Source organism: Actinoplanes sp. SE50/110, from assembly GCF_900119315.1.
Classification (GTDB): domain Bacteria; phylum Actinomycetota; class Actinomycetes; order Mycobacteriales; family Micromonosporaceae; genus Actinoplanes.
Map to the genome: position 1 here is coordinate 2043434 of NZ_LT827010.1, position 18323 is coordinate 2061756.

17 protein-coding genes are annotated in these 18323 nt (G+C 73.6%); 10 read left to right on the forward strand and 7 right to left on the reverse strand.

The window, feature by feature from the left end; all coding sequences use genetic code 11:
- The first annotated feature begins 11 nt into the window (after positions 1–11).
- Positions 12–419 (forward strand): NUDIX domain-containing protein, encoded by a 408-nt coding sequence (locus tag ACSP50_RS09200; protein ID WP_014688892.1) that lies wholly within the window; start codon positions 12–14, stop codon positions 417–419.
- On the opposite strand, the gene ACSP50_RS09205 is transcribed toward ACSP50_RS09200, so the two are convergent.
- Both ACSP50_RS09205 and ACSP50_RS09210 read right to left on the reverse strand, forming a co-directional pair.
- A complete protein-coding gene (locus tag ACSP50_RS09205) occupies positions 397–906 on the reverse strand; it encodes an NUDIX domain-containing protein (protein WP_014688893.1) in 510 nt (169 codons plus the stop codon). The two genes, ACSP50_RS09200 and ACSP50_RS09205, sit on opposite strands and share 23 nt — an antisense overlap.
- Positions 903–1685: a hypothetical protein gene (locus tag ACSP50_RS09210; RefSeq protein WP_014688894.1), complete on the reverse strand. Its 783-nt coding sequence runs from the start codon at positions 1683–1685 to the stop codon at positions 903–905. Before ACSP50_RS09210 ends, ACSP50_RS09205 begins: the two co-directional genes overlap by 4 nt.
- A gap of 89 nt (positions 1686–1774) precedes the next feature.
- Between ACSP50_RS09210 and ACSP50_RS09215 the strand changes: the two genes are divergently transcribed.
- Positions 1775–2578 (forward strand): DUF3097 domain-containing protein, encoded by an 804-nt coding sequence (locus tag ACSP50_RS09215; RefSeq protein ID WP_043511080.1) that lies wholly within the window; start codon positions 1775–1777, stop codon positions 2576–2578.
- On the opposite strand, the gene ACSP50_RS09220 is transcribed toward ACSP50_RS09215, so the two are convergent.
- Positions 2562–3989 (reverse strand): PLP-dependent aminotransferase family protein, encoded by a 1428-nt coding sequence (locus ACSP50_RS09220; RefSeq protein WP_014688896.1) that lies wholly within the window; start codon positions 3987–3989, stop codon positions 2562–2564. The genes ACSP50_RS09215 and ACSP50_RS09220 overlap by 17 nt on opposite strands.
- 42 nt (positions 3990–4031) lie before the next feature.
- Between ACSP50_RS09220 and ACSP50_RS09225 the strand changes: the two genes are divergently transcribed.
- Positions 4032–5063, forward strand: coding sequence for a DMT family transporter (locus ACSP50_RS09225; protein WP_099343718.1), 1032 nt, complete (start codon positions 4032–4034; stop codon positions 5061–5063).
- Positions 5064–5138: 75 nt separating this feature from the next.
- Here the strand turns inward: ACSP50_RS09225 and ACSP50_RS09230 are convergent, their stop codons facing one another.
- Complete coding sequence (locus tag ACSP50_RS09230) at positions 5139–6449, reverse strand: serine hydrolase (RefSeq protein ID WP_014688898.1); 1311 nt, start codon at positions 6447–6449, stop codon at positions 5139–5141.
- An 83-nt stretch (positions 6450–6532) separates the two neighbouring features.
- On the opposite strand from ACSP50_RS09230, the gene ACSP50_RS09235 reads away from it, so the two are divergent.
- From ACSP50_RS09235 to ACSP50_RS09245, 3 genes are all read left to right on the forward strand, one after another.
- On the forward strand, positions 6533–7009 hold the full coding sequence (locus ACSP50_RS09235; protein WP_014688899.1) for an NfeD family protein: 477 nt from the start codon (positions 6533–6535) through the stop codon (positions 7007–7009).
- Between the two features lie 35 nt (positions 7010–7044).
- Positions 7045–8157, forward strand: coding sequence for an SPFH domain-containing protein (locus ACSP50_RS09240; protein ID WP_014688900.1), 1113 nt, complete (start codon positions 7045–7047; stop codon positions 8155–8157).
- A 180-nt stretch (positions 8158–8337) separates the two neighbouring features.
- Positions 8338–9012 (forward strand): hypothetical protein, encoded by a 675-nt coding sequence (locus ACSP50_RS09245; protein ID WP_014688901.1) that lies wholly within the window; start codon positions 8338–8340, stop codon positions 9010–9012.
- Positions 9013–9309: 297 nt separating this feature from the next.
- On the opposite strand, the gene ACSP50_RS09250 is transcribed toward ACSP50_RS09245, so the two are convergent.
- A complete protein-coding gene (locus tag ACSP50_RS09250) occupies positions 9310–10104 on the reverse strand; it encodes an RNA methyltransferase (protein WP_014688902.1) in 795 nt (264 codons plus the stop codon).
- Positions 10105–10164: 60 nt separating this feature from the next.
- Here ACSP50_RS09250 and ACSP50_RS09255 point away from each other — a divergent pair, with 60 nt between their 5' ends.
- Positions 10165–12672 carry a GNAT family N-acetyltransferase gene (locus ACSP50_RS09255; protein ID WP_014688903.1) on the forward strand — a complete coding sequence of 836 codons (2508 nt, stop codon included), beginning with the start codon at positions 10165–10167 and terminating at the stop codon, positions 12670–12672.
- A gap of 124 nt (positions 12673–12796) precedes the next feature.
- On the forward strand, positions 12797–13684 hold the full coding sequence (locus ACSP50_RS09260; protein WP_014688904.1) for a YwqG family protein: 888 nt from the start codon (positions 12797–12799) through the stop codon (positions 13682–13684).
- A gap of 7 nt (positions 13685–13691) precedes the next feature.
- Here ACSP50_RS09260 and ACSP50_RS09265 read toward each other — a convergent pair whose 3' ends face one another.
- On the reverse strand, positions 13692–14006 hold the full coding sequence (locus ACSP50_RS09265) for a hypothetical protein (RefSeq protein ID WP_014688905.1): 315 nt from the start codon (positions 14004–14006) through the stop codon (positions 13692–13694).
- A gap of 17 nt (positions 14007–14023) precedes the next feature.
- Positions 14024–15307, reverse strand: a complete 1284-nt coding sequence (locus ACSP50_RS09270) for a hypothetical protein (protein ID WP_052311890.1) — start codon at positions 15305–15307, stop codon at positions 14024–14026.
- 138 nt (positions 15308–15445) lie between these two features.
- Here ACSP50_RS09270 and murD point away from each other — a divergent pair, with 138 nt between their 5' ends.
- Positions 15446–16789: a UDP-N-acetylmuramoyl-L-alanine--D-glutamate ligase gene (gene murD, locus ACSP50_RS09275; protein ID WP_014688907.1), complete on the forward strand. Its 1344-nt coding sequence runs from the start codon at positions 15446–15448 to the stop codon at positions 16787–16789.
- A 645-nt stretch (positions 16790–17434) separates the two neighbouring features.
- Positions 17435–18319 (forward strand): MurR/RpiR family transcriptional regulator, encoded by an 885-nt coding sequence (locus ACSP50_RS09280; RefSeq protein WP_231957016.1) that lies wholly within the window; start codon positions 17435–17437, stop codon positions 18317–18319.
- Positions 18320–18323: the final 4 nt, after the last annotated feature.

Sequence of the window (18323 nt, forward strand, 5' to 3'; positions counted from 1 at the left end):
GAGAGATCGGCATGACGGACAGGGGCACGGGTGAGGTGGTCGCCGCCGCCTGGGTGTGCGTGCGCGATCGGCGCCTGCTGGTGGTGCGGGCGCACGGGTCGGATGCGTTCTACCTGCCCGGCGGCAAACCGGAGCCGGGAGAGACCGACGCCGAGGCGGCCGTCCGGGAGACCGCCGAGGAGGTCGGCCTGACGGTCGGGGACCCGCGGTTCTTCCGGACCTTCGAGGCGCCGGCCCACAACCGGCCGCCCGGCACCCGGGTCCGCCTGGTGTGTTTCACCGGGGAGGCGGACGGCGTCCCGGCGCCGGCCAACGAGATCGCCGAACTGGCCTGGTTCAGCTCCGCGGACGCGGACCGGTGCGCTCCGGCGATCCGGCTGGTCCTCGGCGAGCTGGTCAGAGCCGGCCGGATCGACTGAGGTCGAACCATCGCCCCGCGACCTCGGTGTGCAGGCTGAAGCCCAACGGCACCGGCTCGTGCAGCACCTCGAGCCCGAGCGCCTCCTCGGGCGGCGGCGTCGTGGGGAGCCCGCTGCCGTCCGCGAGTTCAGGCAGCAGGCCGAAGATGAGAAGTGTCCCGTCCGGCGCGCTGCGGGTGTCGAAGAGGCGTACCTCCGCGGCATCGGCCTCGAGCCCGGTCTCCTCGGCCAGCTCGCGGACGGTGGCCGCGGCCCAGCTCTCGCCGTATTCGATGAAGCCGCCGGGCAGCGCGAGACTGCCGTGCGCCGGGGGGATGCCGCGGCGTACCACCAGTAGTCCGGAACCGATCGGCTGCAGCGCGACCGCGACCGGCGCCGGGTTGCGGTAGGTGGTCTCGCCGCACGCCGCGCAGCGGCGGGGCCACGCCTGGTCCGGCACGAACCGGGCCCCGCAGTAGGTGCAGTGCGCGTGCCGGTCGGCGGTCACGGGTGCAGCGGCGCGTTGCAGGCCGCGACCAGGGCCTGCCGGCAGGCCGCGGTGAGCGGCCGCAGCGCCTCGTCGCGCTGCTGCGCCTCGTAGCCGTTGACCGCGCCGCCCGGCGCGTTCGTCCCGGCCAGCGCGAGGACCTGGGCGAGCACGCTCGCCCGCGCGAACAGCCGGCGCGAGCGCGGGTCGAAGCCGGGCGGCAGGGTGGCCGTGCTCTCCGGCCGGCGCAGCTGCTGCAGGGCACCGGCCAGCTCCGGTTTCCACTGCGCGACGTCCAGTCTGGTCAGCCGGGTGGTGGCCTCGGCGAGCGCGGCGGTCAGCTGCGCCTCGGCCTCGGCGGCACCCATCTGGAACACCGGCCGGTGCCCGGGGGCCGGCAGCACCCGCCACACCACGGTCTCGAACTCCACACCGGAGCCGGACGTGTGCCGCCGCACCTCGGGCACCACGCCGAACTCCGGGGTGACCACGGCCTCGCCGGCGAGCAGTGCGGCGCCGGTCAGCGGCCCGGGGCCGGGCAGCCCGCGCGGGTCGCCGGGGACCGGCAGGACCAGCCGGATGTCGTCGGGGTGCAGCTTCGCGAAGATCGGCAGGCCCTGGCCGAGCGGCACGTCGGTCCAGGTGCCGGGGGCTTCGGCGACGAGGTGCTCCTCGTCCTCGGCGATCTCGGCGGCCAGGTCGTCGAACGGGACCAGCCCGGCCCGCCAGGCCCGCACCCAGGCCACGAAACGGGTGGACCGGTGTGCGGTGCGGGTGGCCGCATCTGCTGCGGGTGACATGCGAGCAAGGGTACGTGGCATCCCGGAACCTTGTCGCGACTCGGAGCGTCACCCGGGCGTGTCCGAAAGGACGTATTACCGTGCGGGTCATGTATGGGGAGGACGTGATGGCCGGCAACTGGCGCCGGCGGAAGACCATTCCGGAGGTGGATGCCGAGCCCGACCTGGTGGTCGAGGACGCCGACTCCGGTTTCTGCGGTGCGGTCGTCGGGTTCGAGCTGGGTGCGGTGGTGCTCGAGGACCGGTTCGGCAAGCGCCGCAACTTCCCGCTCGCCCCGGCCGCGTTCCTGCTCGACGGGCAGACGGTCACGCTGCGGAGACCGGCTCCGCGGGCGGTCGCGCCGCAGCGCCGGGTGACCGCGTCCGGGTCGATCGCGGTGGCCCGGGTGACCGCCCAGGTGGCCAAGGCCAGCCGGATCTGGGTGGAGGGCATCCACGACGCCGCCCTGGTCGAGCGGATCTGGGGCGACGACCTGCGGATCGAGGGCGTGGTGGTGGAGCCGCTGGACGGCATCGACGACCTGCACGCGCACGTCCGGGAGTTCCGGCCGGGGCCGCAACGACGGCTCGGGGTGCTGGTCGACCACCTGGTGCCGGGCTCCAAGGAGAGCCGGATCGTGGCGTCGGTCACCCACCCCGATGTGCTGATCACCGGGCACCCGTACGTGGACGTCTGGCAGGCGGTCAAACCCGAGCGGGTCGGGCTGCGCGCATGGCCGGTGATCCCGCCGGGCCGTCCGTGGAAGGAGGGCGTCTGCGAGGCGGCCGGCGTCCGCGAGCCGGCCGACATGTGGCGTCGCATCCTCTCCTGCGTCCACAGTTACAAGGACGTCGAGACGCCCCTGATCAACGCGATGGAGCGGTTGATCGACCACGTCACCGTGCTGGGATAGCGCGCCCGATCCGCGCCGCGCCGTCGAGGAGGCGGTCCGGGGTGTGACCGGCGTAGCCGATCACCAGGCCGGGCGGGCCGGGCAGCAGGCGGTGCCAGGTGAGCGGGTGGACCAGCACGCCGGTCTCCCGGATCCGCTCGGCGGCCGCCACGTCGTCGGTCCCGGCGGGCAGTTCCACCAGCAGGTGCAGCCCGGCCGCCACGCCGCGCACCCGGGCCCGCGGCAGGTGCGCCCGGAGCCCGGCCAGCAGCGCGTCGCGGCGGGCCCGCTGCCGGGCCCGCACGGTCCGCAGGTGCCGCTCGTAGTCGCCGGTCGCGATCAGCTCGGCCAGCACCAGTTGGGGCAGCGCCGAACTGCCCAGGTCGCTGGCGTGCTTGGCGGCCAGCAGGCCGGCCTGCATCCGGCGCGGCGCGATCAGCCAGCCCAGCCGCATCCCGGGTGCCAGGGACTTGGAGACGCTGCCCAGGTACGCGACCCGTTCCGGGGCGCTGCCCTGCAGCGCGGCGACCGGGGCACGGTCGTACCGGTGTTCGGCGTCGTAATCGTCCTCGACGATCAGGCCGCCCCAGGCGAGCAGCTCGCGGCGGCGTTCCGGGGCGAGCACGACACCGGTCGGAAACTGGTGCGCCGGGGTGAGCAGCGCGGTCGCCAGCCCGGTTCGCCGCAGCTGCTCGACGATCAAGCCGCTCTCGTCGATCGGCACCGGCTCGCCGCGCACCCCCCAGTACGCCAGCTGGTCCCGGCTGCCCCGGGAGCCGGGGTCCTCGACGGCCACGACGGCTTCGCCGCGAACCCGCAGAACCTGCGCGAGGAGCGCCTGACCTTGCGCGACGCCGCCGCACACCAGGATGTCGTCCGCCTCGGCGCGGATTGCCCGGGTACGCCGTAACCAGCCGGCCAGGGCGGCCCGCAGCACCGGTGTGCCACCCGGGTCGCCGTAGCCCAGGTCGGCCGCGGTGACCCGGTCCAGCACCGCGCGCTCCGCCCGCAGCCACGCCGCCCGGGGGAAGGCGGCCAGGTCGGGAACCCCGGGGGAGAGGTTGAGGTCGATGCCGTCCGGGGTGGACAGGGGCAGCCGCAGCTCGTGCAGGGTGCGCCGGCGGTCGGCGGCCGGCCGGGGCGCGACCGCGGCGTCCCGGGCCACCACCGTGCCGGACCCGGTGCGCGCGCCGGCCAGCCCCTCGTCGACCAGCCGCTGGTAGGCCTGCACCACCACGCCCCGGGAGACGCCCAGCTCGGCGGCGAGCAGCCGGGTGGCCGGCAGCCGGCTGCCCGGGGCGAGCCGGCCGGCCGCGATCGCGGACCGCAGGCCGTCGGCCAGCCAGCCGGTCAACCCCTTGGCCGGGGCGTCCGCGGTGCGCAACTGCAGGAAGTCCGAACCGGAGATTGGTCCCCTCCATCGCCTCGCCATTGGTCCTCGAAAAGGACCATACGCCGGAGAAGCATGAACCGCATGAAGGCGTTACCGATCCTCGCCGGCGCGGCCGGCATGACCTTCGTCGGCGGCAGCGTCGCGGTCTCCGGCCACCTCGCCGGCGCGCCCGCCCTCACCGTGCAGGCGCTGCGCTACGCGGTGGCCTGCCTGCTGCTGCTCGGCTGGTCGGCGTGCACCCGCACCCCGGTGCGCCGCCCGCGCGGCGCCGAATGGCGGTGGCTGCTCGGCGTCACCGTGGCCGGCCTGCTGGTCTTCAACATCGCCCTGATGCACGGCGCCCGGCACGCCGAACCGGCGGTCCTCGGCGTCGCGGTCGCCTGCGTCCCGATCCTGCTCGCCGCGGGCGGCCCGCTGCTGCAGGGCCACCGGCCGGCCGCCCGCACCCTGCTCGCCGCCGGAGTGGTCACGCTCGGCGCGATCGGTGTCGAGGGGCTCGGCCGGGCCGATCGGATCGGGGTGTTCTGGGCCGTCGTCACGTTCCTCTGCGAAGCCCTGTTCACCTTGCTCGCCGTGCCGGTGCTGGGGCGGCACGGCCCGCTCGGGGTGTCCGTGCACGCCACCGGGATGGCGGTCGTGCTGTTCGGCGCGGCGGGGCTGGTCACCGAGGGGCCGGGCGCGGTGCTCCGGCTGCACGCCGGCGACGTGCTGGCCGGGGCGTACCTGGCGGTCGCGGTCACCGCGGTGGCGTTCGTGCTCTGGTACACCTGCGTCACCCGGATCGGGCCGGGGCGGGCCGGGCTGCTCACCGGACTCGCGCCGATCGCCGCGGCGCTGACCGGGATGGGGCTGGGCGGGCCGGCGCCGCGGCCGCTGGTCTGGCTCGGCATGGCGACCGTGGCGGCCGGGCTCGCCCTCGGCCTGACCGCCCGGCCTGACCGCCCGGCAGCCGCGGGCGGGGGTCGGCGATCACCCCGCGATCGGGGCGGGTTCCGGCAGCCGCGGGCGGGGGTCGGCGATCACTCCGCGATCGGGGCGGGTTCCGGCAGCCGCGGGCGGGAGTCGGCGATCACCCCGCGATCAGGGCGGGCTCCGGCAGCGGCGGGCGGGTGATGCCGGCGCACCGCCGCGGGCGGGCCGGGCGGGCACGGACGGGCGCGGCGAACGGCGTACCGCCGCCATCGGAAGTCAGGCCAGATCCCGGGCGTCGCGGCTGTAGACGAAGGTGGCAATGTCGATCTTGTCGACCGTGCCGTCCGGAGCCCGCAGGATGCGCAGCACCTCGCCCTCGTCGCTGCCCGAGACGCAACGCCAGCGGTCCGGCGCCTCCCGGCGGAACCGGGTCCGGCCGAGGCGGCCGGTCATCGTCAGGCCGTCGCCGTCCGGGGCGATGTCGAACTCGCCGCCCATCCACCACCAGCGGCCGCTGATCTCCGCGGCCTCGCCGGTCGGCGCCGCCGGCGGCTGCCAGGCCGGGACCGGCGCCGCCGGCTCGCTGTCCAGCACCGTGGTCAGCGTCCGCAGACTCAGCTCCTTGATCAGGGAGCCGCCGGCGAGGGCGTACGTGTTGGCGAACACCACCACCCCGAACCGGCTGCGCCGGTGCACGGCGAGATGCGCGAGATAGCCGGGCATCGAGCCGGCGTGCCCGGCGTACACCCGCTCACCCACCCGGAACAGCTGCGGGCCCAGTCCGTGCCCGGACGTCCACGACTCCAGATCGTCGATGGTCACCGGGCTGCACATCTCGTCGACCGTCTCCCGGGCCAGCACCGCCGGCGCCGGATCGGCCAGGAAGCCGGCCCACTTCGCCATGTCGGTCACCGTCGACCACAGCTGGCCGGCCGGGGCCATGGCGCCGGCGTCCGGGCGCGGCTCCTCGTGCAACGTGCCGCCCAGCGCGTGGACCACGTAGCCGCGGGCGAACGGCTCCACCGGCAGATAGCTGGTCCGCTTCATGCCCAGCGGATCCAGCACGCGCTTGGTGACCAGATCCGTCCAGCTCTGCCCGGTGACCCGGGACACCACCGCGCCGAGCAGGCCGTACGCCAGATTCGAATACCGGTAGCGGCGGAACGGCGGGCCGGTCAGCTTCTCGTGGGTCAAGCCGGCCAGCAACTGCGCCACGTCACCGCCGTCCCGCCGCTCCCACCACGGCCCGTCCGGTTCCCGCTGCAGCCCGGAGATGTGCCCGAGCAGCTGGCGCAGCGTCACGCCGCCGATCGGGGTACCCGGCAGATGGCGGTAGAGCAGGTCGTCGAGGGCGAAGAACCCCTCGTCGCGCAACTGCATGACCAGCGTCGCGGTGATCGTCTTGGTGATCGAGCCGAGCCGGTACTGGGTCTTGGGATCCGGCCGCGGCGTCTCCCCGGCACCCGCGAAGTGCAGCACCGCGCGGTCGCGCACCACCGCCAGCGCCAGCGACGGCGCCCGGCCCTGCGCCTGGGCCCGGGCGGCGATCTCGTCGACCCGGCGGGCGGTCTCCGGAAGCAGTGTCACGGTCGGCATCCTCCTGCAGTGCGACTGACGGGTCTAACTGGCCGGACGGCGATCGGCTACGTGTGCACGAGGCATCGCCGCGGATGCGCGGACGTGACACGATCGTTGATGTGGCAGCCGTACTCTGGATCATCCTCGCCATCGCCCTGGCGATCGGCGAAGCCTTCACCGCGACCTTCCTGATCATCTTCTTCGCGGCGGGAGCCGGCGCGGCCGCCCTCGCCGCCGCCCTCGGTGCCCCGGTGCTCCTGCAGGTCATCGTCTTCGCCGTGGTCTCCGGGCTGTCCGTGGCGGCGGTCCGCCCGATCATCGTCCGGCACGCCCGGCCCGCCCTGGAGACCGGTGACACGGCCTTCGGGATCGAGGCGATGGAGGGCCACCACGGCACCGTGCTGGAGACCGTCGACGCCGGCCACGGTCAGATCCGGATCGACGGGGAGATCTGGCAGGCCCGGCCGTTCGACGGCAAGGAGACCTTCGAGCCCGGCGAGCGCGTCCGAGTCGTCACCGTGCGCGGCGCCACGGCGCTGGTCTGGCACGATGACCTGCCCGACGTTTGATCGACTTCGTGTTCGTTTTTTCATAGAGAGGCGCCATGGGAGCTGTCATCGCAGTTCTGGTCATAGTCATCGCGTTGTTCGCGGTGATCACCATCGTCCGGTCCATCCGGATCGTCCCGCAGCAGCGGATGGACGTGGTCGAGCGCCTGGGCAAATACCAGCGCACCCTGAGCCCCGGCCTGAACCTGCTGGTGCCGTTCATCGACGCGGTCCGCAGCAAGGTCGACATGCGCGAGCAGGTCGTGTCGTTCCCGCCGCAGCCGGTGATCACCTCGGACAACCTGGTGGTCTCGATCGACACGGTGCTCTACTTCAAGGTCGTCGACCCGGTCCGGGCCACCTACGAGATCGCCAACTTCCTGCAGGCGATCGAGCAGCTCACCGTCACCACCCTGCGCAACGTGATCGGCTCGCTCGACCTGGAGCGCGCGCTGACCAGCCGCGAGGAGATCAACCGGCACCTGTCCACGGTGCTGGACGAGACCACCGGCCGCTGGGGCATCAAGGTCACCCGGGTCGAGATCAAGGCGATCGAGCCGCCGCCCAGCATCCGCGACTCGATGGAGAAGCAGATGCGCGCCGAGCGGGAGCGCCGCGCCACCATCCTGAACGCCGAGGGTCACAAGCAGGCGCAGATCCTCACCGCCGAGGGTGAGAAGCAGGCCGCGGTGCTGCGCGCCGACGGTGACCGGCAGTCCCGGGTGCTGCAGGCCGAGGGCCAGGCCAAGGCGATCCGGACCGTGTTCGACGCGATCCACCAGGCGAACCCGTCGCAGAAGGTGCTGGCCTACCAGTACCTGCAGGCGCTGCCGCAGATCGCGAACGGCAGCGCGAACAAGGTGTGGATCGTGCCGACCGAGCTGACCAAGGCCCTGGAGGGGCTGGGCGGTGCGCTCGGCGGGCTCGCCAACATGGTCGGGGACGTGCCGCTGGCCGAGGTGCACTCGGACGAGGTGGCGCTGGAGGCGGCGGCCGCGGCCCAGGCGGCGGCGGCTGAGGCGGCCCGGGTGAACGACGAGGTGCGGGAGGCGGAGGCCCAGGTCTCGGCGGATCCGGACGTCACCGCGGCGCTGGGCGCGTCCCCGCAGGTGCCGCCGTCGTCGGCGCTGGGTGGGGCCGACTACCAGGGGCAGCAGCACCAGGCCTGAGCCCACCGGTCCGGTCTTTTCGTCGGCGGCCTGTCCGAAGCGGGCAGGCCGCCCGGCATTTCCAGGAATTTCCTGAGATACGCCTCACAGTTCCCTGCGAATTTGGCATGCTTCGACTCGGATTTCCGACCGGTTTCCCCCGGCCGCTCGGCGTGTTGCCCCTGCGAGCGAGGCGGAACCATGAGCATCAGCCATCGTCAGACCGCGTCCGGCCGCCCCCTGCGGGTCGCCCCCGCGTGGGTCGGCGCCGCGACCCCGACCGGCCGGGCCACCGACCATCACCTCCTACCGGTCCGCGACGCCGTCTGGATCTGGTCGGTCCGGCGCTTCGCCCGGCTCGCCCTGTGGGCGCTGCCCGCCGCCGCGGTCCTCTACGGTTGGTTCACCCTCGGCGTCAACGTCCCGCCCGGTCCGCTCCCCGTGGGACTCCTCGCCGGCTGGCTGACCAGCATCGCGCTGATCGCCCTGGCCGGCCTGCTCGCCGGCTCCCGCACCCGGCGCGTCGCCCTCACCGGCCTGCTCGTCACCCTGGCCGGCGCCACCCTGCTGCTGCCGCTGGTCGCCCTCCCGGAACAGACCGCCACCGCCGCCGTGTCCATCACCACCGGCCAGGTCCGCATCCTGCTCGACGTCGCCCGCGCCGTCTGCGGCGGCGGCATGCTGCTCCTCGGCTGGGCCGTGTTCCGTTCCCAGCTGGTCAACCCGGCCGACGGCGTCCTGCTGATGCTGGCCGCGGTCGCCCTGGGCGCCGGCAACTACGCGGTCAAGCCGCTCCCGACGGTGGGCGCGCTCCTGCTGCTCGCCGCCGGCATGGGCCTGGCCTGGACGGGTGGCCGGCTGGTCCCCCGAACCTGACCGGTTGGTTGTTTCGCGAGCCGGCCTCCCGCGGGCGACGGGCGGACACCGCGGTGTCAGGGACGAGCCGGCGGTGGTTGCCGGCGGCGGCCGGGTGCCCGGGCCGCCGTCCCCCGGCCGCCGCGGCCGGTTCCCGGTCCGGGTGGCGGCCGGTGCGCCGGTCTTCGGCGGGCGGGACCGCGTCGACCCGGTGTGGCCGGGTGATCGAGGCCCGGCAGTGGAAGTGGTCGTGTTGTGTGTTGTGCGTTCCGATCCGCTGGCCGTGGGCGGGGCGCCGGCCGTCGGTCATCGGCCGGCTCAGCGGGTCAGTTCGTAGAAGGCGATGGCGGCGGCGGTGGCGACGTTGAGCGAGTCGACGTTGTTGTGCATGGGGATGGCGACCCGGACGTCGCTGGCGCCGAGGGCGGCCGGCGTGAGGCCCGGACCCTCGGCGCCGAGCAGCAGCGCCGGGCGGTCCCGCTGCGCCGCGGTGAGGTCGCGGAGGGCGACCGCGTCCGGGGCCGGGGTCATGGCCAGCAGGGTGAAGCCGGCGTCGCGGATCGTGGTGAGCGGCTCCGGCCAGGTTTCCGTCTTGGTGTACGGGATGGCGAACACCTCGCCCATGCTGACCCGCACCGCCCGGCGGTACAACGGGTCGGCGCAACTGGGGGACAGGACCACCGCGTCGATGCCGAGCGCGGCCGCGCTGCGGAACAGGGCGCCCAGGTTGGTGTGCGTGTTCAGGCCCTCCAGCACGGCCAGGTTGCGGGCGCCGGCGAGCAGGTCGGGAAGCTCGGGCAGCGGGCGGCGGTGGAACGAGGCGAGGATGCCGCGGTGCACGTGGAACCCGGTGATCGACTCCAGGACGGCGGGGGCCGCCGCGTACAGCGGGGCGTCCGGCGGCAGCCCGGTGAGCTGGTCGGCGCGTTTCTCGTCGACCAGGGCCGACCGCAGCCGGTAGCCGGCCCGCAGCGCCCGCTGGATGACCAGCTCACCCTCGGCGATGAACAGCCCGTTCGGCGGCTCCCACCGGGTGCGCAGTTCGAGGTCGGTGAGGGCGCGGTAGTCACCGATGCGCGGGTCGTCGGGGTCGGTGATAACGATGGCGGGCACACGATCATTCTGCCGACCCCGCCGATCGCCCCCGCCGCACCGGGGGTAGAAACGTCCGGCATGACCACCGAACTGATCACCGAGCGGCTGCGGCTGCGCCAGTGGACGGACGCCGACCTGCCGGTCTGGGCGGCGATGAACGCCGACCCGCGGGTTCGCGAGTTCTTCCCCGGCACGCTGACGCTGGCCGAGTCCGCCGCGTCGATCGAGTATTTCCGCGGGGCCATGGTGACCCGGGGCTGGGGCTGGTGGGCGGTCGAGGTGACCGCGACCGGCGAGTTCGTCGGGATGGCCGGTCTCGACCCGGTCGACGAGGACGCCCCGGTGGACGGGGTGGAGGTCGGCTGGCGGCTGGCCGCCGGCGCGTGGGGGCACGGGTATGCGACCGAGGCGGCCCGGGCCGTTCTCCGCTTCGGCTTCGGCGAGCTGGACCTGCCGGAGATCCTGGCGATCACGGTGCGCGGCAACGTCCGCTCCCGCCGGGTGATGGAGCGGCTCGGCATGGTCCACGATCCGGCCGCCGACTTCGAGGACCGGACCGTCCCGCCCGGCCCGTTGCGGCCGTGCGTGGTCTATCGGGTCGGGCCGGAGACCCTGAATAGGGAGATCTGTGGCGGCCGAGTGGATGTCGATCGGCGGGACGTGCGGGAAGATGGGCGCAGGTGCCACCACCGGCGCCGGGCCACCCGGCGCCGGCCGCAGTACGGTTGTACGGTTCGCGTTGTTCCGCTGATCGGGGGGTGTCAGATGTCGTCTGGTCCGGGATCAGACCCGCATCTGCTGGCCCTGCTGCGCGCCATCCGGCTGCGCCAGAGCGCCCCCGACGCGGCCGCCGCGGGTGCGGCCGACACCGCCGCCGCCCTGTCCGAGATCGCCGCGGCGAAACGGGATCCGGACCCGGAGCCGGCGCCCAGCCCGGCGGCCGCCCGGTCGGGGACACCGGCATACCCGTCGGGCATCGGCCATCCGGTCGTGTCCGGCGACACCGTCCCGGAGAGCCCCGGCGGCCGGGTCGGCGGCGTGGGCGCCGCCGGCCGCTCCGCCACCCCACCACCGTCGGCCGGGCCGGCTCCGCAGACCGGCGGGTCCACGCCGCAACCGGGCCCGACCCCGCCGCGGGTCGGCTCCGAGCTGCTCTGGCGCGGCGGTCAGGGCGCCGCGCTCGGCCGGTCCGGGCTGGGCGGCCGCCGCCCGGGCACCCCGGGGCAGCCGGATCGGGCCGGGGCGAGCGCCGCCTACGGCGTACCCGTCAATCGGGTCAACCCCATCACCGGCGTCAACCCCGCCGGGCCGGCGACCCCGGTGCCGAGCGTGCCCGGCGTGCCGAAGGCACGGCCGATCGGCGGCGCCGGCACCGAGTTCCCGTCGGTCACCCCGGCCGAGTACGCCGCGCATTTCGCCCGTAACACCACCCGCCGCAGCGCCGCCGCGGACGGCATGGACCCGGGCGACACGATGGCCCTGCGGGACACCCAACGCCTGCTCAGCACCAGTCTGACGTTCGCCGGTGGCACCGATGAGGTGGCCGCCCGGCTGTGGGAGGCGCTGCTGCAGGCCCAGCCCGACCTGCTGACCGCGCTGCCCGGCACCGCCGGCTCGCAGGCGGGCCAGCTGGCCCGCGCGCTGACCTGGCTGGTCCACCGGCTCGACGACCCGCCCGCGGTGGTCGCCGGGTGCGGCCGGCTCGGCGCCGCCCTGGCCGAGTGCGGCGTGCAGTGGAAGCAGTTGCAGCTGGTCGGCGCGGCGCTGGCGGAGGCGGTGCGGGCCGGGATGGCGCCGGGCGTCTGGCGGCAGGATTTCGATCAGGCGTGGCGGTGGACGTGGCAGCACGTCTACGAGTGGCTGGTGCACGGCGGCACGCTGATCGCCTACCAACCGACCGTCTGGGACACCGAGGTGATCAGCCACGAGCTGCGCCGACCCGACCTGGCGGTGGTCCGGCTGCGCCCGTTCCTGCCGATGCCGTACCGCCCGGGGCAGTACGCGCGGGTCGAGGTCGACGCGGTCCCCGGCATCTGGCGGCCGTATTCGCTGGCCGGCGCCCCGCAGCTGGACGACGTGATCGAGTTGCACGTGCGGGCGAAAACCGAGACCGGGGTGAGCGGCACGCTGGTGCACGACACCCGGGTCGGCGACCGGGTCCGGGTGACCCGCGCCGAGGGCGACATGGGTCTGCCGGCCGAGCCGGGCCGCGGCGTGCTGATGATCGCCGGGGATACCGGGGTGGCCCCGATGAAGGCGATGCTGGCCCAGCTCGCGGCGGTCCGCGACCCGCGCCCGGCGGTGCTCTTCTGGGGCGTCCGCAACCTGCGGGAGCTCTACGACGTCGACTCGCTGATGGCGATCGCCCGGGAGGCCCCGCGTGCCACGGTGATCCCGGTGATCTCCGAGGGCGACCCGGGACCGTACCCGTTCGGCCTGGTCACCGACGCGGTCGCGACCTACGGCGAGTGGTCCCGGCACGAGGTCTATCTGGCCGGGCCGCCGCTGATGCTGGCCGCCACCGCCCTCGCGCTGCACCAGCTCGGTGTCTCCCCGGCCCGCATCCACCACGACGCCCCGGAATGACGGCGCGGTCCGTCACCGCCGCTCGGGTACGTCGACAGCACCCGATTTCTCCACCCGCCCTCCGTGGGCGGGGCAGACTCAGCTTCGTGCCGGGCCGTCCGTCCCCGGCCGGAGGGGGTTGGCGGTGGAGATCGACGACCACCTGCTGGGCGCGGCCCCCGACCCGGTGCGTCCGGTCCTGGCCGCCGCGGCCCTGTCCTCGCTGCGCCTGACCACCGGCCCGGAATGCGCCCCGGACACCACCGACACCCGGCTCGGCGGCGTACCCCTGCTCCCGCCGGGCGCGGCCTGGCCGTATTCGCCGTCGGGCAACCCGCAGTCGTTCCTCGGTCAGCTGAACACCGACGAGGTCAACGCCCGCCTCGGGGAGCCGCTGCTGCCGCCGGGGACGCTGCTCGGTTTCTTCTACGACTGGCGGGAGCAGCGCTGGGGCTTCGATCCGGCGGATGCCGGCCACTGGCACGTCTCCAGCACCCCGCTGTCCTGCGCCACCGCGCCGCCGCTCGCCGCGGGGCTCACCGCAACGACGGATTCGTTCTCCACAACAGCGATGGCGGATGAGCCGGAGTCGTTCGTCGCCCATCAGGCCCGCCTGACCCCCGTCCTCACCATTCCCGCCATCGACGAGCCGCCGGTCGACGCCACCCGGGAGCACCACCGGTGGCAGCGCCACGACCGGGTCCAGGATTTCTACGGCTCCCTGGAGAACGACGACGGCGTCCCGCTGCACCGCGTCTTCGGCTGGCCCGACGCGCTGCAGGGCCCGATGCGCCTGGAGTGCCAGCTCGCCGCGAACGGCGTCCACCACGGCAATCCGGCCGGCCGTGAAGCCGCCCGGGTCGCCGAACTGACCCCGGGCGCGGCCGACTGGCTGCTGCTGTGTCAGCTGGACACCGACGACACCATGGACTGGGCGTGGGCCGACGCCGGCCGCCTCTACTTCTGGATCCGCCACCGGGATCTGGCCGCCCACGCCTTCCACCGCACCTGGCTCGTCCTGCAGTGCCCCTGACCGCGGCTCAGTGGAAAAGGTCTTCGACGATGTCCCGGATCGGCACGCTCAGCCCCGCACCCGAGGAGTCCAGGCCGGGCGCGGGGATGTCGGCGAACCCGGCCACCTGGTGGAACTCGTCGCCGTCGACCGACAGCCACACCTCGGTGTCCGGTGGCCGCCAGATGACGAGCCGGTCGGGGTGGTGGGTCAACTGGGCGTCCATGCCGTCCGGCCCCCGGAAGGAGAACACCGCGCGCTGTGCCTGCGGCAGTTCGACGCAGTCACCTTCCGGTTCCACCCACACCGTGAAGGCGTGGCCCTCGGTGCGGCTGAAGGTCATCCGGATCTCCATGGTGGTCAGAGCGCGGCGGTCAGGATTTTCAGGTAGGCGGGCGGGATGTGGTGCTCGCCGCCCGGGGTGAAGACGTTGCTGTGCGAGACGTCGTCCCACGCCGACGGGGGGACCGCGGCGCGCAGGGCGACGAGCACCGGCGCGTCGTCGGTGAGCAGGGAGAGGGCGACCAGGCACTCCTCGGCCTCGCCGACGCACTCGAAGGGTTTGTGCGCGTCGATGCCGAGCAGTTCGAGGAAGCCGGGTGTCTGCGCCGCGTCGGCGAACAGGTCATGGCCGAAGATGTGCGCGAGGCGTTCGCGCGGCATGTGCGGGGCCATCGCCAGGAACACGAAGCGGCACTTGGGGCAGTCGCCGCACCAGCGGGCCGTCGGGTCGTGAAGCTTGAACGCTTTGTTACAGCTGGTAACAACATCATCGTACGCTGTGTGACCGGCGAACAGTTGCGCGATGTGGAGCTCGGAGAGCGTGCGCAGCAGGGAGAAGTACGGGTCGACGAGGCCGGTGTGCGCGGTCACCGCGTCCCGCAGCAGCCCCTCGGCGAGTACTCCCTTGGACCACTGGTGGTTCACCTCGTGGCCGTTCCAGATCAGGTTGGGGTCGGACGCGGAGCGCTCGTTCGACATCACCACCGGGCCCAGTCCGTGCCAGACGGCGGTGGCGATCGCGATCAGCGAATTGATCGCGGTGACCGGGATGTGCCCGTTCAGCGCGCCGGCCCTGTTCAGCTCGAACAGCCGCGGGTCGAGGCGGCGCCGGGCGGCCAGGGCGGGCAGACCGGAGGCGGCGTTCACGTTCTCGATCACCGGGTTCGGGTTCACCGAGAACGGCACGGGGTCGAGGCCGGCCGCGCGCAGGATCTCCAGGGTGACGATCGAGTCCTTGCCGCCGCCGACCGCGGACAGCGGCCGCCCGCCGGCCTCGACCGGGGCGGCCGCGGGCAGCGTGCCGGGCGTCTCGACGGTCAGCTCCAGCACGTGCGGGAGCCGGTTGCGGTACGCGTACTCGGCGAGCCCGTCGGTGTAGACCCGGGTGAACCAGGTGGCCACCGCGGGGGCGACCGGGCGCGGCGCCACCACCCGGGGCGGGGCGCCGACCTTGTAGTAGCTCACCCCGGCGACCACGTGCAGCAGCTCCAGCACCCGGCGCAGGGCGGCGGTGTCGCGCGGCGCCGCGGGCACCGGCAGCGTGATCGTCTCGGTGAAGCGCAGCGGCTCCGGCCCGTCCAGCACGTAGTCGAACGTGGCGACCCCGGTCGTCTCGTCGAACGCGGACGAGGGGAAGCGCATGACGTCGAACTGCACCCGGGAACTCCTGTCTTCTGGCCGACGGGCAATATTAGTTCGGTTCGGCGAGCGGCACGGCTGGGCCGTTTCGCTCGATTTTCTCGGCATAAGCCGGATTTGGACGATGGTGAGGGGGACGACGTGCGCCTGGCAGACCTGCGCGGCCGATCGGTGGCGGTCTGGGGGACCGGCCGGGAGGGCCGGGCCGCGGTCGGCGCGATCGCCGCCCACGAGCCGTCCCGGCTGATTGCGGTCAACGACGGCGCCGGTTACCTGGACGACCCGTGGAACGACCCGCGCGCCCCGCTGGCCGGCGGCGAGCACGCCTTCGCCGCCCTGGCCAGCGCCGACGTGGTGGTCCGCTCGCCCGGGGTGCCGTCCACCCACCCCTTCATGGCCGAGCTGCGGACCCGCGGCGTGCCGGTGACCGGTGGCAGCGCCCTCTGGATGGCCGACCACGCGGCGGCGACCGTCGGGGTGACCGGCAGCAAGGGCAAGAGCACCACGTCCAGCCTGATCAGCCACCTGCTCGCGGCGGTCGGCCGGCCCAACGCGTACGGCGGGAACATCGGGGTGCCGCTGCTCGACCTGCCGCCGGCCGAGCTCTACGTGCTGGAGCTGTCCAGCTACCAGTGCGCCGACCTGACCGACTCGCCCCGGGTCGCGGTGGTCACCTCGCTGTTCCCCGAGCACCTGGACGCGCACGGCGGCGAGCGCGAGTACTACCGCGACAAGCTGAACATCCTGGCCCACGGGCCGGAGCTGATCGTGGTCAACGGGGCCGACGAGCGGCTGCGCGACGAGATCCGCGGGGTGAGCGACCGGAGCGGTTTCCCGCCGGTCCCGGCCGCGGCGGACGACTCCCGGTTCCGGGTCGAGGACGGCACCGTGTTCTGCAGCGACGACCCGCTCTTCCCGCGGTCCGCGCTGGCGCTGGTGGGCCGGCACAACGAGCGGAACCTGTGCGTGGCCCTCGCGGTGCTGGACGGGATGGGCGTCGACGTGGTGGGCCTGCGGGCGGACCTGGAGGCGGCGGTCCGGTCGTTCCCGGGCCTGCCGCACCGGCTGACCGAGATCGCCGACCCGTCCGGGGTGACCTTCGTCGACGACACCCTGTCCACCTCGCCGTACTCCGCGATGCACGCCGTGGAGGCCTACGAGGGGCGGCCGCTGACCGTCCTGCTCGGCGGCACCGACCGCGGTCTTGACTACGCTCCGTTGCGAGAATTCCTCGCGTCCCGGGAACTCACCGTGATCGGACTTCCGGACAGCGGGCCGCGGATCCTGGCCGAGTTGTCCGGCCTGCCGAAGGTCACCACGCTGCCGGCCGAGGATCTGGCCGACGCCGTGCGGCTCGCGCGCGAGGTGACGCCGGCGGGCGGGGTGGTGCTGCTGTCCCCGGCCGCGCCCAGTTACGGGCGCTTCCGCAACTTCGAGCACCGCTCGGAGGCCTTCGCCGAGGCGATCCGGGCCACCGCTTCCTGACTTCACCGTCCCGCCGCCCACGACATCGTGGGCGGCTTTTTCCTGCCCGCGGCGGGTGGGAGCGCTGCCATCACCGGCGTCGCATCGCGCCGATGACCGGCGAAGGGACGATCGGTGGCGCGAAGGGGCAGGTGGGACCGCTCGTACCGGAAATAATTTTGATCTTGTTTCGAGAGTAACGGCGAGATTTCGCGGAGTCACGGTATTCGCCCGATCGGGGGAGGTCCAGCCGCCCGTTCATCGGCCTGTGCGGGGCCGAATGGTGGGCCACAAATCGGTTCTTTCTGGGTCATGTGATACGGCTCACGCCGTAAGGGTTATTTCCGGATCGATGGCCGTCATCCGGCTCCGCCGAAACACGCGTTCATCGGCCCAGGTCAGGTAACGGTTTGAAAACTTCACCCACGGTCTTGACACAGGGGGGCGGTTAGTAAGAACTTTTACCGCGACAGTAAACAGTCCTTCCTGAAAGGGTGTCCGATGGCTGAGCCGGAGATGGACGGCACCGCGAAGACCGCGGTCGCGTTCTCACCGGCCCGCGACCAGGCTGCCCCGGGCGGGAGCGACCACACCTCGCGGGACCGGCTGGAACAGGGTTTCTGGGTGCGCGGCGAACCCAGGGCCGCCAAGGAGAAGAGCGACCCCATGGATCATCCGGCCTCCGACGGCGTGCTGGTGCGGGTCCGCACCCTGCTGCCGGAGTTCACCGGTGCCCTGCAGCGCGTCGCCGAGCAGGTCCTCACCGACCCCGCGGCGGCCTCCCGGGCCACCATCGTCGAGCTCGCCGAGCGCAGCGGGACGTCCCCGGCCACGGTGACCCGGTTCTGCCGCGCGCTGGGCTTCGACGGCTACGCGGATCTGCGGCTGGGCATCGCCGCCGAGACCGGGCGCGCCCGGTCGGCCGGCTGGACGGTGGACATCGGCCGGGAGATCCAGCCCAACGACCCCCTGGAGCGGGTGCTCGGCCAGATCATGGCCGCCGACACCAGGGCCATGCACGACACCGCCTCGCTGCTGGACCTGGCCGAGGTGGAGCGGGCCGCGGTGGCGATCGCCGCCGCTCCGCGGGTGAACATCTTCGGCGCCAGCGGCAGCGCGCTGGTCGGCGAGGAGATGCAGTTCAGTTTGCACCGCATCGGCATCCCGGTGTGGGCCTGGACCGACGTGCACAACGGTCTGGCCAGCGCCGCGCTGTCCCGGCCCGGCGACGTCGCGCTCGGCATCTCGCACAGTGGCGAGACCGGCGAGACGATCGAGCTGCTCGCCGAGGCGAGCAGCCGGGGCGCCACCACCATCGCGCTCACCAGCTTCCCCCGTTCCCCGCTGGCCGAGCTCGCCGACATCGTCCTGCTCACCGCCACCCAGGCGACCACCTTCCGGCCGGATGCGCTCTCCGCGCGACACCCCCAGCTGGTGGTCCTCGATCTGCTGTACGTGGCCGTCGCGCAGCGGACCCACGAACGCTCGCACGCCGCTTTCCAGCGCACCGCTCAGGCGGTCCATGGGCACAAAGCGGTCAAAGACACCTGACTCA